Raw genomic sequence first — 12574 nt, 5'->3', positions numbered from 1 at the left:
TCTAATTATTAGATTTTAACTAAACTGCAATCTTATCCGAATAAGCAAATCGTTTAACTCCCTTTTACAACTAGGTATTTCTGGCAGATTGCTATTTTGACTCGCTTCTTTTAATTCACTGCATAAACGCTCGTATTCTTGCTGATGAAATATCAAATTTATATCCGTTAATACTGCTTTCCCTGCTCCTGCTAATTTGTAAGCAATTAAGTCAGAAATATAAGATAGATTAAATATTTTATTTAACTCTACTAAATTGGTTTCTAAACCACCAGTTTGCATTAAATAAATGCCTGTTAGCAATACTCGATAGATGTATAGCAAAGGTTTTACTTTTGGTGGATTTTCCTTAGAAAAAAGCTGCCACTGACTTTGAGCAAAACCTAAATAATGGTGAACGTGATGCCGAGTAATACACTGACGAGCTATTAATTTCAATCAGCTTTGCAGTAAATTGTTTTAGGTGAGCCTTCTTTCAAATATTTAAACAACGCCGGACATAACCATCCTTCCATGCTTTTCTGTTTCCAACAATACCAATTACCGCCGTATTCTTCTTTTAGCCAAGTAAGTTCAGCTTGATAATTAGGAAACGGGGAAGCAGAAAACAACAATCTAAAACCTTCATCAACATTGGGAATATCTTGGACTAAAACATCAATAATTTCTGGTGCGCCACTGACAAAAGGTTCCTGTTCAAGTCCTGCTTGTTCGTCATCAAATATCCAGGTTTTTTGATATTTGTAAGGAAAAATTACCAAAATTGAATTAGACATTAATTTAAAATCTTACTCCTACTAAATACAGCCATTTGTGTAGGCGCTCCTACTTCAGAATCTTCGTCACCTATAGAAAAAAGTTGCACGGAATAAGCGAAGTTTTCTGCTACTTTATTCGCCCATTGTTGAAACTCCAAGCGCGTCCACTCAAATCGATGATCTTTGTGGCGCAACTTTCCCGCAGGTAAGGTTTCAAACTTGACGTTGTACTCTACATTTGGCGTTGTCACGACTACCGTATTTGGTTTAGCAAATTCAAATAGTACGCGCTCAAAAGCAGCCAAACGCGCCATATCTAAATGCTCAATTACTTCTACTACCGCCGCCCCATCATATCCACACAGGCGTTTGTCGCGGTAAGTAAGCGAACCTTGTAGTAGTTTAAGGCGATCGCGTTGCATAGTTGGTAATCGCTCTAAATGTAGTCTCTCTGTCGCAATTTCTAAGGCGCGGTAAGATACATCTACTCCCACAATTTCTTTAAAACTCTGGTCTAGTAATAGCTGTTTTAACAGCTTTCCCTCTCCACACCCCAAATCTATTACTTTTGTTGCTTCATGCTGCTTTAACACGCCCAAAACTGCTGCTAATCGCTGTTGATTGAGGCTAATGCGCTCCTCAACTACTGTTTCTTCTTGTTCGTGTTGCTCGGTAGTATCGGTGTTATCTTCTATTAATTGAGTTAAAGCTGAACGCACCAAGCGCCCTTGGCGTTTTAAATAACGTTTGGCAATTAAATTTTGTTCGGGATGCTTGGCTAACCAACCCTCACCGTGACGCAGCAATTTATCAACTTCATCTTCCCCTACCCAATAGTGTTTCTCATCGTCCAACACGGGAATCAAAACGTAGAGATGAGATAAAAGCTCTTGTAAGGGAATAGTATGACGCAGTTCGACATTGTAGTAATAACTTTCGCCCCACTGAGGAAACTTATCATCTAAAATACAACGCTCGATATTAAGCTTGTAACCTAAAGGTGCAAATAAGCTTTGTAATAAGGCTTCACCGCCGCGAGATGGAACAGTAGTCAGCTTTGCAATTAGCGGTATAGGTACTTGCGTAAGTTCTGGTTTATCTTTGCAACGTCCAGCCAAAGCACTACCAAATACTTGAGCAATCGCTACACTCAAAAACGATGATGCCACATAAGGGCGATCGCTTACATAGGCATCTAACCCTTCAATACCCTTTTTTCTCACCAATCCTACCGGATCGATGTCCAATAGCAAAGCGGCGGTACAACTATCTATACTTGCTTCTGGATAAAATACGTGTGCTTTCCCAAAAGATAAATTGAAAGACTGCAATTTATTTGGGTGTTTGTGCAACAAATACCCTAAATCCGTTGCGGGTGAATAGGTAGTAGCGATCGTTAGGAGCATTTGGCAAAAATAATACTTTAACCTCAGTCTCTAATCTAGCCTAAATACTACAAATGCACTACAAAGCTAATTATTTTCCTGTCTTCAGCCCTAAGACAGAATTTGCAGCAACACGCTACCCCATTTAAACAAATACAATAGGAACGACTTATTAGGGACGCTGGGCGCGATGCCTGAATTTATGTGTAGATTATTAGGCTATATCGGCTCATCAATTCTATTGGATTATATTTTATCCAAACCAGAACATTCTTTGATCGTCCAAAGCTATCAACCGCTTGAAATGAACTCAGGAGTCGTTAACGCCGATGGTTTTGGCATTGGTTGGTATCATCCCGAAAAAGAAACGAATCCTTTCATTTACAAAAACGTTATCCCGATTTGGAATGATGTAAATTTGCCCAGCTTGGGGCGATATGTAGAGTCAGGTTGTGTGCTGGGCTATGTCCGCAGTGCTACCGCCGGACAAGCGGTGGATATGAGCAATTGTCAGCCTTTTGAGTCTAATCAACTGTTATTTATTCATAATGGTAAGATTGAGAACTTTAAGCAGGCTCTCATGCGTCCCATATGCGATCGCCTCAGCGATACTGCATACAAATCTATCAAAGGTAGCACTGATTCGGAACACTTTTTTGCTTTATTTCTAGACGAACATCTAAAAAACCCCGACGGTACTTTAGAACAAGCTTTGCAAAGGGCGTTACTCACCTTGGATGACTTAGCCAAAGCTCATCAAGTTTCTGCTTCAGCTAACATCATTATTAGCAATGGTAAGCGGCTAATTGCTGCTCGTTTTGCAAGCGGGATAGAGTGTCCTTCTTTATATTGGACTAGGGACGACCTAGCCTATCCAAAATCTGTAATTATCGCCTCTGAACCTGTATTTAACGGCGATTGGCATCGTTTTTCCGAACAGAGTATTCTTAGTGTGGGAGAAGACCTTGAGATCGAAATCAATCAACTTTCAAGCAACTAGCGATCCGGGTTCGCCGCAAATTATTGACCAAAGACGACAACAATTAAAGCAGTGGTTGCAGCAATGTCGGGCGGGAACAATCGAACTATTTGAGTCTATAGACGAGACAATATTTTGCTATCAAGCTCACTGCGAATTTAGCCCCGTAGGTTGGCATTTGGGACACATTGGCTATACTGAATCATTGTGGTTGCTAGAGCATCAAACTGGGGTAAAACCACAGTTTCCCGAATATCGGCGTTTGTTTGTCGCCGATGGCTTGCCTAAGTCTGAGCGCGTCAAGTTGCCGCCACTAAAAGAAATTAAAAGCTATCTTGAAGCAATCAGAAATGAAGTCTTTTTGCGTCTAGAAACCGTTGATTTAGACCAAGAAGAACGTCTCTGGCGTTGGCTACTGCAACACGAAAGTCAGCATACAGAAACAATCGCTTTTGTCATGCAACTTGCACGCTGGCATAACCAAGCCCCCGTTGGCGCAAGTTGGCAAAATCTGACGACTCAAAACAATTTTACCGTACATCCTGCGCCCAATTCTTCTGCTATAGTGCAAGCAAATTCTTTAGAGGCAGAAATGGTTTGTATTCAATCTGGTTCCTTTACCCAAGGGAACAACTCTCTAGACGCTTTAGACAACGAGCGCACCGCTCATCAAGTCAACCTTGACACTTACTATATCGACCGTTACCCCGTCACTTGCGGGCAATATAGAGCATTTATTGAAGCTGGGGGCTACAAAAATTCTAGCTGGTGGTCGGCTTTTGGCTGGCGATGGGTGCAAAGTCAGCAAGTAACAAAACCTTTGTACTGGTCGGAAGATCCTCGCTGGGACAATCACCCAGTTTGTGGGGTTAGTTGGTACGAAGCCGATGCTTACGCTCGATTTGTGGGTAAAAGGCTGCCGACGGAAGCAGAATGGGAAAAAGCCGCCGGAGCTAGTTGTACTTATCCTTGGGGAGAAGATGCACCTAATGGCGAGCATTGCAATCACGATAATGTGGTTAGTCAGACAACGCCAGTAGATGCGTACCCCGCCGGGCAAAGTGTTTATGGTTGTTACGATATGCTGGGCAACGTTTGGGAATGGACGGCAACAGTATTTGAAGGTTATGAGGGTTTTTATGGCTTTCCTTATCCTGGCTATTCTCAGGTATATTTTGATGGCGAGCATTTGGTGCTAAAAGGTGGCAGTTGGGCAACTCGTCCTTGGGCGCTACGGTCTAGTTTTCGCAACTGGTATCATCCCGGCGTTCGGCAAATTTTGTCTGGCTTTCGTTGTGCCAGCGACAAGTAAATGCGATCGCATTGCTTAGATAATGTCTCCTGTCAATGTACAGGAATAGAATCCGTAGCAACACCATACAACGAATCAAAAGTATGGTTTTTATTTATGTAGCAAAAGATAGCTTTTTTCCTAAGTAGGAGTGTCAATGTCAATGTCTAATCCAGCAAGCGGTAATAGTTCAACTCAATTTGAAGAAATAGAAAATCGCTTGCAAATCGAGCATCTATTAAATGCAGCAAATTTATCAACCTCTGCTCTTACCGAAAAAAGCGATGTCATTGCTGGATTGACTCAAAAGCCTAAGTCTATTCAAGCTCGTTACTTTTATGATGACTATGGTTCGCAACTATTTGAACAAATTTGCGACTTACCCGAATACTACCTTACGCGCACGGAAACAGCTATTTTACAAGAATGTGCGGAGTCGATTGCCGAGCTTACGGGTGCTTGCGAATTGGTAGAATTGGGCAGTGGTAGCTCGACTAAAACGCGCATTTTGCTAGATGCTTATCATCAATTAGGCTATCATCTACGCTATCAATCTATTGATGTAAGTGCAGGCATTTTGGAACTCAGTGCTAAAGCGCTGTTGGCGGATTACCCCTCTTTACAAGTTCATGCTCTCGTGAGTACCTACGAACTAGCGTTAAAACAACTAAAACCTTCTTCCTTACCTAGCAGAATCCTTTGCTTTATTGGTAGTTCTTTGGGCAATCTCAAAGCTCAAGAATGCGAAGAATTTTTTGCCCAAATTACTAAAGCTCTCCAAGGGGGCGAATACTTTTTATTGGGCATAGATTTACACAAATCTAAGGATGTATTAGAAGCGGCGTATAACGACAGTCAAGGCGTTACCGCAGCTTTTAATCTCAATATGCTCAACCACCTAAATCAACGCTTTGATGGCAACTTTGATTTGACGCAATTTGAACACTTAGCTTTTTACAATGAAACTCAGCGCCAAATTGAAATGCACTTGCGCAGTTTGCGCCCTCAAACTGCGACATTGAGCGCTTTAGATCTAACAATTGAACTAGCTGCTGGCGAAACCATCCTTACAGAAATATCCCGCAAATTTGACTTAAATCGCCTCCAGCAAGAATTGCAAGCCCAAGGACTAAAACCGTTGCACGTATGGACAGATGCTAAAGAGCAGTTTGGCGTACTACTTTGTCGATTGAACTAGCTCGTTATTAAATTCATTTACTGGACGCAATTTCAACTCTGTTGATTCCGAGCGAGGTAGCAGGTTAAATACTTCTCGTAACTTATCGTCTACCTCCTCGTAAGGTACTTGTCCTTGCTTGTCAAAAACTACTTTACCCTCTTTGTCTAATATCACTACTTGAGGAACAATATCTTTGTAGTAATAACCTGCTTCTGTAGGGGTATAGCTGCTTTGGGGAGGAATTGCATCTACATTTACAGGGATGATATCAGCAGCACGCCCATAAAAAGCCTGCATATTGGAAACAACGATCGCATACTGCTTGCAATCGCTGCTGTCATCGACATAATAAACTAATATCGTTGGCTTAGCTCCAGCTATAGACTTTTCCAGAGTAACTTTGGACGGAACCAACGAGCCATTTCCGGCATACAAAACAAAAACATTCCCTTCAAAGCGATCGGTATCTATCTCTGCGTTAGCCGTCGGCATTCCTAGCAATAACAAGCACATAACTAACATACAAGTGAAAGTTAGATATTGCTTGAGAAAAGTCAATTGTATTTTTAGAAAATTCATCAAAAAATCAGCCTATTTAAGTAAAATTTTATACAGCAACTAAGCAAAGGCAATTATAACAACCTTTTGATTAATATTTTACACTTACGACCAATACCATAACAGACTTAATAGCTGCTTTAATCTACAAAATACCTCAATTTAAAGGCTTTTACTGACGACTTAGACTTAACAGCTTGGATAATTATTTTTGCTGTTTTAGAAAGAGATATTTGTATTTAATTAATTACAATATAAGTAGTATAATCTTTGTTCGTAAAAAACAATGAAAAAAACCTTGACTGTAGTATTTTTATCAGTTGCATTAAATGTAATTTTTGTTAATGCTGCTTTTAGTAATACTCAACCTCAAGAGACTGAGCTTGCGGAGGTAGCAAAAGCTGAGATAGAGATTCCATTGTGCTATTTACAAACACCAGACGGGAAAATCTTGAATCTCAATAAATTGTGCGAACAAACACCAAATCAAACTACAAGTGTTGCAGTTGTCAATCCCTATAATAATGCCACCATTAAAAAATTTGACGATGAATTATATGGAAAAGGGAATTAAATTTTTAGTGAGGTAGTTAGGCGATCGCAAATTTGAAATTAATCCGATTTCCTAGACAAACTGCGCTTCAAGGCAAACACCTAAAGCGCAGTTAAAACATATAATTGAATATCAATAAGCTACTTAGAAGCTGGAGGAGACTGTTGTTGAAGGGACTTAGCTAAATTTATTGCCTTAGTATAGCCAGCTTGATTAGACTGAGCCGAAAAAAGTTTTGCCGATTGTTGATAATCCGCGATCGCTAAATCTGGGTTTTTTAACTTAGCATAAACTTCGCCGCGAATAGTATAAGCTTCTGCATCTTTTTCGTTACGAGCAATCGCATTATTTAAGTCTTCTAGCGCCTTTTCATGTTCGCTAACTTGATAGTAAGCTGCTCCCCGATGACGATATCCTGCACCTTCTTCAGGATAAATACTAATTGCTTGGGTATGATCTTCAATAGCGCTTTGATAATCGCCTAAAACCGCGTAGCAAACACCTCGACTATTGCGAAGATAGGAATGGGTAGGATTAAGCTTAATTGCCTTGGTGTAGTCGTCAATCGCTGCTTGATAATTTTCTAGCAAGCGGTAAGTATCCGCCCGATAAGTATAAGCTAGATAATGATTAGATTGAATCTCAATAGCTTTGCTAAAGCTTTCAATTGCACCTTTACGATCTTTTTGATGTAGCTTAGTTAGTCCATCGTTAACGTGGCTTTCTATAATGCGGGAAGTTTTAGGATCTTCTGGAATTACTAATGGACTCGGTAAAGAATGATGTCTGCCATGATTTTGAGCAATTCCAGTATTACTAACTATTAGACTTACACCAATTGCTGCGGTAAATGCGATCGCCCGATTAAACTTGTACATAAATTATCCTTTTTTAACTTGCATCGCAAGTTATTTCTCTATTTTTTAAGCGTTGCCAGATTGATTGATGGTTTTGCATCTTTAAAACTGAGCTATTTATCAAATTTTGCTTTGGTGTAAGTTTGTTAAAGCTAAAAAATACTGACTATTAAGCTATCAGCTGTTTTTATAGAAATAATTATTTGACTTAACGCTCATCCATGGTTAAGATTTATTCCCGTAGCGCGATCGCGCTATGGGATAAGACTATGTGCAGAATTATGCCTTTACAGGGCTGGCGCTGGGAGAGTTTTGGCTGGCGCTAAAGAAGCAATATTGACAGTGGCTTCGCCCACTTTAAATTGATTCATCATGTCGTGATCTTCGTGGACTGTATTATGACAGTGGGTCATATAAGTACCAGTATTAGGTCCAAATTTACCAATGACTCTGACAGTCTCGTTTTCACCTACATAGAAAACATCTTTCCAACCTTTTTCGTAAGCAAAGGGAGCATTGCCATTACGGTCGAGAATTTGCATATCTATAAGGTGAATGTGAATTGGGTGGAACCAACCACCAGCGTTGTTGTAAATTTTCCAAATTTCCACATCACCTAGCTGAGGAGTGGCATCAAAGCGTTGACTGTCCCAGGTTTTGCCATTAATTACCCATAGACCATTAGATCGTTCGTATCTAAATTCACGGGTTCGTACGGCAGAAGACTCGGCAATAGGTTGAACAAAGCGCAGCGTACTAGGAATAGAACTAGGATCGCTTTCAGTCCGCACCACCTCAAACTGCATGATATTTTCCGTGCCGTCGTAATTGTCATTGTTATCTGGCTGGAGGTTTTTTAGGGTAATTTTGGTTCCAACTTTGTATTTAGAAAAGTCAATGACCACCTCATAACGTTCTGCCATGCCAATGCGAAAATTTTTAACTGGTGTTGGCGCACTCATCAACCCAGCATCTGTACCAATTACAATCAAGGGTTCCCCAGTGCTAAGAGCAAGTTCGTAAGAGCGCGAAATTGAACCATTTAAGATGCGGAAACGGTACTTACGATTAGCAACCTGCATTTTGGGCCAAGGTACGCCGTTAACTAAAATAACGTCGCCGAATTGACTTTTTTCCCCTTGATCGTCAAATATCAGCTTGCCACTAGAGCTAAACTGCTTGTCTTGAATGACTATTGGTACATCATAATCGCCTTTGGGTAAGGGCAAATCAAGTTCTTCTTTATCTTGAACTAAATACATCCCTGCTAGTCCCATATAGACGTTGCGGGCGGTTTGATGAATAGCATGGTCGTGATACCACAACGTAGCCGCGCGATTATTGGGATATATATAATCTTTATATTGACCTGGATTAGTTAAATCCTCTGCATAACCATCATATTGAGGCAGCGCTGCCATTCCATGTAAGTGAACAGAGGTGGGTGTCCCCACACTATTATTGATAAATCTAACTACTGAGCGCCGATCTTTGGTCTGTTTTATTGTCGGACCGGGAGTGATGCCATTGTATGCCCAAACTTCAGTTTTTAGATTCGGGAGAATGTTTACCGAAGCTTTTTTCATCGTGATTTCGTAGTAATCGGTAGTGCTATCACTCCGCACAGGATTAAGTACAGGCGGAACGCGAAATGGAAGTGTAAAAGGAGTAACTTTGGGGCTTCCAGCATCTCCGGCATAACTGCGACGTTGAAATGTGATCGGTAATAATAAAGAACCGCCTGCAAGCACTCCTAGCTTGAGAGCTTGTCTTCTGGTTATAGGGTTCATTTTTGGATTCTCTCTTAGCGGATAGCCATGTGGTCTTAGGTGGGAAAGCAGGTGCGAGTTAAGATTTATTAACCCCACTTATCTAAGATGACAACTTCATAGTCATTAAGTGGCTAGGTTACGTTTAACTTATGTATAAACTTTGATTAACTTATATAAATTTTTAAGTTACACAATTAACATCGTTACAGTTAGTCTGAGGGCTAGTACAAATACTCAAATCATTGCTGCGTGGAGAACTAACGGATTACTTAACGTCCCTGAATACTTTCAATAGAGAGATAGACAAAAACTATTTATCTGTAATATAATAACTGGATTTGAAAATGTATGTTAGCCATTGCATTCTTTCCTAGGGCAAGGCTATTATTGTTGCCACGGATAATATAATGATCGCGCTCAATAATAATCGCGTTAATGTACTTGGGTTGTCCCTTGTATACAAATATCCGCGTCTCTTGCTCAGAAATAGGTTCAGCCTTTGCGTAAAAGTTCTACGGTACTGCCTGACAATCGGTTTTAAGTTCGCTCAAAATTGTAAAATTGTTAGGTTTCTAACTTAGCAATAAGATCGATGGATAGGAAAAGATAGGTAACTGATGCGTTTAGCGCCGAAAGTGGGATGCGATCTTTACTCATCACCCCCATACCCAATCTGCCGACAAAAACCTGTTACTGGCTTAATTATTTAAGCAAGCAAAAACATAAATTATGAGTTATTTGCGATCGCGGCAATATTTTCAGCAACAGATCGATCGATCCGACGAGCAAATCGATTTGGCATCCTCTGCACTCTATATTGCTCAAGAAGAATATCCTAGCTTAGATGTAATCAAATATCTAAATGCTTTAGATACTATGGCATTAGCCGTAAAAGAACGGTTGCCCATCGAAAACTATCCCCTAAAAATAATTCAAGCTATTAACAGTTATTTGTACGACGATCTAAAATTTGATGGTAATGTTGCTGAATACTACGATCCGCGCAATAGTTTTTTGAACGATGTAATTGAGCGCCGGATGGGAATTCCAATTACTCTATCATTGGTGTACCTAGAAATTGCTAAACGCATAGATTTTCCGATGGTAGGCGTAGGAATGCCAGGACATTTTTTGATTCGTCCTCAAGTTGCCGAAATGGAGATATTTGTAGATCCTTTTAATCGAGGTGAGGGGCTATTTTATGACGACTGTCAAGAGCGAATTAGGCAACTTTACGGGCAACCTGTAACTATGCAACCAGAATTTTTGGCAACCATCAGCAATCGACAGTTTTTAGCTAGAATGTTAAGCAATTTAAAACTTGTTTATCTCAATAGCCAACAATTAGAAAAAGCTCTAGCAGCCGTTGAACGCATCTTACTGTTATTTCCTGATGCCGTTGTAGAAATACGCGATCGCGGCTTAATTTACTATCAAATTGGTCGCTGGGTGGCTGCTGTTAAAGATTTTGAAACTTATTTACAAAAAGCTCCTACTGCCCAAGACGCTCCTGTCATCCGGCGCTTATTAAACCAGTTAGACACCAGTAGTTGATATGTATTAAAAAGGCAGAGAACTTAAGGAATATAGTTTTACCTATCCTTTAAATCCTCTGCCTTGGCTAGATGCTGATAGTCTTAGGATTTGGAACCCATTTCAACTACTAGACTCCGCATAAAATCAATTCGTTGCTCAAAGTCGAGTTGTTTGATTTGATTAACAAACTCATCAGTTTCTGAAGGTAATTTGTAATCAGCAGGCATCCCGATAATCACACCTTCCTCCATGCCTTGAGCCAAACGCAACCATACGTCTAACTTGCCACTAGAACTCAAAGAACTGTAACTGTGACTGACTTCAGAATCCGCACCGCTAGCAATATCGCGTTGTGCTTGTAATTGTTCTTCTTTAGACATACTTTGAATGCGATCGTAAAGCGCACCAGCAGTATCTTGAGCAGAAGCAGCGTTTCCTGGATTTAGCTGCTCTTTAATATCGAGATAACCAAACCATAGCAACGCTAGTTGAGTATCAACATCATAACGCTTGAAAGTTTCTAAAGACTTTTTTGTGTTTTCGTCGGTAGCAAAGGTCATAGGTAAAAATGTCTGATTGTTTTTATTGCATGGCAATAACTTAGGTTTAATCAATCAGATCGGCTAAATTAACCCTGCAAAAGGTAGATGTATAGGTTGTTACCAAAGATAGATGTAGGGGAAATTACTTGACGCTGAAACCTGCGTAAGCAAGACACAGCCAACCAATAATCAACGCTGCACCGTCTAGAGGAGTAATTGCTCCAAGGATTTTGATATCGGTGAGACTAAGAGCATATAAGCTACCGGAGAATATCGCAATACCAACAATAAAAGCCCATCCAGTTACGACTAAAATTGTGGGGGAATCAGTACGCAGTAGTAATAAGGCGACAATTAGTAATGCGATCGCATGATACATCTGATATCTAGCTGCCGTTTCAAAAATTTCGAGCGCGCGGAGGCTTAATGTTGGTTTGAGGGCGTGGGTGGCAAAAGCACCTGCCGCCACCGATAATCCGCCTAAAATTGCTCCTAAAGTAATGAATATTTGTGCCATTATTTCTGTTTGGGCGATCGCTTATTTGCCCTTCAAATATTACGCCTTCTCATCTTGTCTTGCTAGAGGAGTTAATCTTTTGCACAATTATCAATATTTAACTAGACTTAGTTTATAGACTTAGTTTACAAAAGCATGGAATCTATAAATATCCATCAAGCTAAAACACACCTTTCGCGGCTCTTATTTCGTGTAGAGAATGGAGAAGAAATTGTAATTTCAAACCGAGGTATTCCAATTGCAAAATTAGTTCCATTCCGCACATCGTTAGACAGGCGGGCTAGTTTAGGACAAGATCGAGGAAAGTTTGTAGTACCAGATGACTTTAATTCACCTTTACCAGAAGAAATTTTGGCAGCATTTGAGGGTGATGTGGAGTGAAACTTCTGCTAGATACTCAATGTTGGTTGTGGTGGTTTTCTCAGCCAGAAAAGTTAAGCCCTGAAGCCATTGAACAAATTGCTGACGAGACTAATGAACTTTGGTTATCCGTCGCCAGCGTCTGGGAAATAGGTATTAATACCAAATTGCGTTCAAATATAGTAGAGTAGTGAACAACAAAGTTTGTCCTCAAACAACGAGTTAGGCAGGTGGATATGGGTCAAGTTACTCAAGCTTTTCCCCATTTAGAGCTAGAGGCAGTAAA

14 protein-coding genes and 1 pseudogene are annotated in these 12574 nt (G+C 40.3%); 7 read left to right on the top strand and 8 right to left on the bottom strand.

Annotated elements, in window-relative coordinates:
- Positions 1–15: 15 nt before the first annotated feature.
- The 3 genes from AC2VE5_RS13425 to AC2VE5_RS13415 are packed head-to-tail and all read right to left on the bottom strand — an operon-like array spanning position 16 to position 2164.
- Positions 16–438 (bottom strand): nucleotidyltransferase domain-containing protein, encoded by a 423-nt coding sequence (locus tag AC2VE5_RS13425; protein ID WP_486888249.1) that lies wholly within the window; start codon positions 436–438, stop codon positions 16–18.
- Complete coding sequence (locus tag AC2VE5_RS13420) at positions 435–776, bottom strand: DUF6717 family protein (protein ID WP_486888248.1); 342 nt, start codon at positions 774–776, stop codon at positions 435–437. Before AC2VE5_RS13420 ends, AC2VE5_RS13425 begins: the two co-directional genes overlap by 4 nt.
- Positions 776–2164 (bottom strand): 3' terminal RNA ribose 2'-O-methyltransferase Hen1, encoded by a 1389-nt coding sequence (locus AC2VE5_RS13415; RefSeq protein ID WP_486888247.1) that lies wholly within the window; start codon positions 2162–2164, stop codon positions 776–778. Before AC2VE5_RS13415 ends, AC2VE5_RS13420 begins: the two co-directional genes overlap by 1 nt.
- Positions 2165–2345: 181 nt before the next feature.
- On the opposite strand from AC2VE5_RS13415, the gene egtC reads away from it, so the two are divergent.
- The 3 genes from egtC to egtD all read left to right on the top strand — a co-directional run bounded on the left by egtC (position 2346) and on the right by egtD (position 5611).
- Positions 2346–3143, top strand: a complete 798-nt coding sequence (gene egtC, locus AC2VE5_RS13410) for an ergothioneine biosynthesis protein EgtC (RefSeq protein ID WP_486888272.1) — start codon at positions 2346–2348, stop codon at positions 3141–3143.
- Positions 3144–3162: 19 nt separating this feature from the next.
- Positions 3163–4434 carry an SUMF1/EgtB/PvdO family nonheme iron enzyme gene (locus AC2VE5_RS13405; protein WP_486888271.1) on the top strand — a complete coding sequence of 424 codons (1272 nt, stop codon included), beginning with the start codon at positions 3163–3165 and terminating at the stop codon, positions 4432–4434.
- A gap of 136 nt (positions 4435–4570) precedes the next feature.
- Positions 4571–5611, top strand: a complete 1041-nt coding sequence (gene egtD, locus AC2VE5_RS13400; protein ID WP_486888246.1) for an L-histidine N(alpha)-methyltransferase — start codon at positions 4571–4573, stop codon at positions 5609–5611.
- Here egtD and AC2VE5_RS13395 read toward each other — a convergent pair.
- Entirely contained in the window at positions 5591–6172 is a 582-nt protein-coding gene (locus AC2VE5_RS13395; protein WP_486888245.1) for a thylakoid membrane photosystem I accumulation factor, read from the bottom strand. The genes egtD and AC2VE5_RS13395 overlap by 21 nt on opposite strands.
- Before the next feature lie 265 nt (positions 6173–6437).
- Here AC2VE5_RS13395 and AC2VE5_RS13390 point away from each other — a divergent pair, with 265 nt between their 5' ends.
- Positions 6438–6725, top strand: a complete 288-nt coding sequence (locus AC2VE5_RS13390; protein ID WP_486888244.1) for a hypothetical protein — start codon at positions 6438–6440, stop codon at positions 6723–6725.
- 119 nt (positions 6726–6844) lie between these two features.
- Here AC2VE5_RS13390 and AC2VE5_RS13385 read toward each other — a convergent pair whose 3' ends face one another.
- Both AC2VE5_RS13385 and AC2VE5_RS13380 read right to left on the bottom strand, forming a co-directional pair.
- A complete protein-coding gene (locus AC2VE5_RS13385; protein ID WP_486888243.1) occupies positions 6845–7582 on the bottom strand; it encodes a tetratricopeptide repeat protein in 738 nt (245 codons plus the stop codon).
- A gap of 266 nt (positions 7583–7848) precedes the next feature.
- Positions 7849–9351 (bottom strand): multicopper oxidase family protein, encoded by a 1503-nt coding sequence (locus tag AC2VE5_RS13380; protein WP_486888242.1) that lies wholly within the window; start codon positions 9349–9351, stop codon positions 7849–7851.
- A gap of 711 nt (positions 9352–10062) precedes the next feature.
- Here AC2VE5_RS13380 and AC2VE5_RS13375 point away from each other — a divergent pair.
- Positions 10063–10887, top strand: coding sequence for a SirB1 family protein (locus AC2VE5_RS13375; protein WP_486888240.1), 825 nt, complete (start codon positions 10063–10065; stop codon positions 10885–10887).
- A gap of 83 nt (positions 10888–10970) precedes the next feature.
- Here the strand turns inward: AC2VE5_RS13375 and AC2VE5_RS13370 are convergent, their stop codons facing one another.
- Positions 10971–11429, bottom strand: coding sequence for an orange carotenoid protein N-terminal domain-containing protein (locus tag AC2VE5_RS13370; protein ID WP_486888239.1), 459 nt, complete (start codon positions 11427–11429; stop codon positions 10971–10973).
- Positions 11430–11553: 124 nt separating this feature from the next.
- Positions 11554–11928 (bottom strand): DUF423 domain-containing protein, encoded by a 375-nt coding sequence (locus AC2VE5_RS13365; protein ID WP_486888238.1) that lies wholly within the window; start codon positions 11926–11928, stop codon positions 11554–11556.
- Between the two features lie 135 nt (positions 11929–12063).
- Between AC2VE5_RS13365 and AC2VE5_RS13360 the strand changes: the two genes are divergently transcribed.
- Together AC2VE5_RS13360 and AC2VE5_RS13355 are read left to right on the top strand one after the other, a co-directional pair.
- Positions 12064–12309, top strand: coding sequence for a type II toxin-antitoxin system Phd/YefM family antitoxin (locus AC2VE5_RS13360; protein ID WP_486888237.1), 246 nt, complete (start codon positions 12064–12066; stop codon positions 12307–12309).
- Positions 12306–12458 (top strand): annotated as a pseudogene (locus tag AC2VE5_RS13355) (type II toxin-antitoxin system VapC family toxin); the annotation flags it as partial. The gene AC2VE5_RS13360 and the pseudogene AC2VE5_RS13355, both read left to right, overlap by 4 nt.
- Positions 12459–12574 lie beyond the last annotated feature (116 nt).

Source organism: Aliterella sp. E5.1, from assembly GCF_057473825.1.
This window is presented reverse-complemented; position numbering and strand designations above follow the sequence as displayed.

Excerpts from the sequence above, each read along its gene's own strand:
- AC2VE5_RS13370 (WP_486888239.1), bottom strand. The coding sequence starts at position 11,429 with ATGACCTTTGCTACCGACGAAAACACAAAAAAGTCTTTAGAAACTTTC.
- AC2VE5_RS13365 (WP_486888238.1), bottom strand. The coding sequence starts at position 11,928 with ATGGCACAAATATTCATTACTTTAGGAGCAATTTTAGGCGGATTATCG.
- AC2VE5_RS13375 (WP_486888240.1), top strand. The coding sequence starts at position 10,063 with ATGAGTTATTTGCGATCGCGGCAATATTTTCAGCAACAGATCGATCGA.
- AC2VE5_RS13395 (WP_486888245.1), bottom strand. The coding sequence starts at position 6,172 with ATGAATTTTCTAAAAATACAATTGACTTTTCTCAAGCAATATCTAACT.
- AC2VE5_RS13420 (WP_486888248.1), bottom strand. The coding sequence starts at position 776 with ATGTCTAATTCAATTTTGGTAATTTTTCCTTACAAATATCAAAAAACC.
- AC2VE5_RS13380 (WP_486888242.1), bottom strand. The coding sequence starts at position 9,351 with ATGAACCCTATAACCAGAAGACAAGCTCTCAAGCTAGGAGTGCTTGCA.
- egtC (WP_486888272.1), top strand. The coding sequence starts at position 2,346 with ATGTGTAGATTATTAGGCTATATCGGCTCATCAATTCTATTGGATTAT.
- AC2VE5_RS13415 (WP_486888247.1), bottom strand. The coding sequence starts at position 2,164 with ATGCTCCTAACGATCGCTACTACCTATTCACCCGCAACGGATTTAGGG.
- AC2VE5_RS13360 (WP_486888237.1), top strand. The coding sequence starts at position 12,064 with ATGGAATCTATAAATATCCATCAAGCTAAAACACACCTTTCGCGGCTC.
- AC2VE5_RS13390 (WP_486888244.1), top strand. The coding sequence starts at position 6,438 with ATGAAAAAAACCTTGACTGTAGTATTTTTATCAGTTGCATTAAATGTA.
- AC2VE5_RS13385 (WP_486888243.1), bottom strand. The coding sequence starts at position 7,582 with ATGTACAAGTTTAATCGGGCGATCGCATTTACCGCAGCAATTGGTGTA.
- egtD (WP_486888246.1), top strand. The coding sequence starts at position 4,571 with ATGTCAATGTCTAATCCAGCAAGCGGTAATAGTTCAACTCAATTTGAA.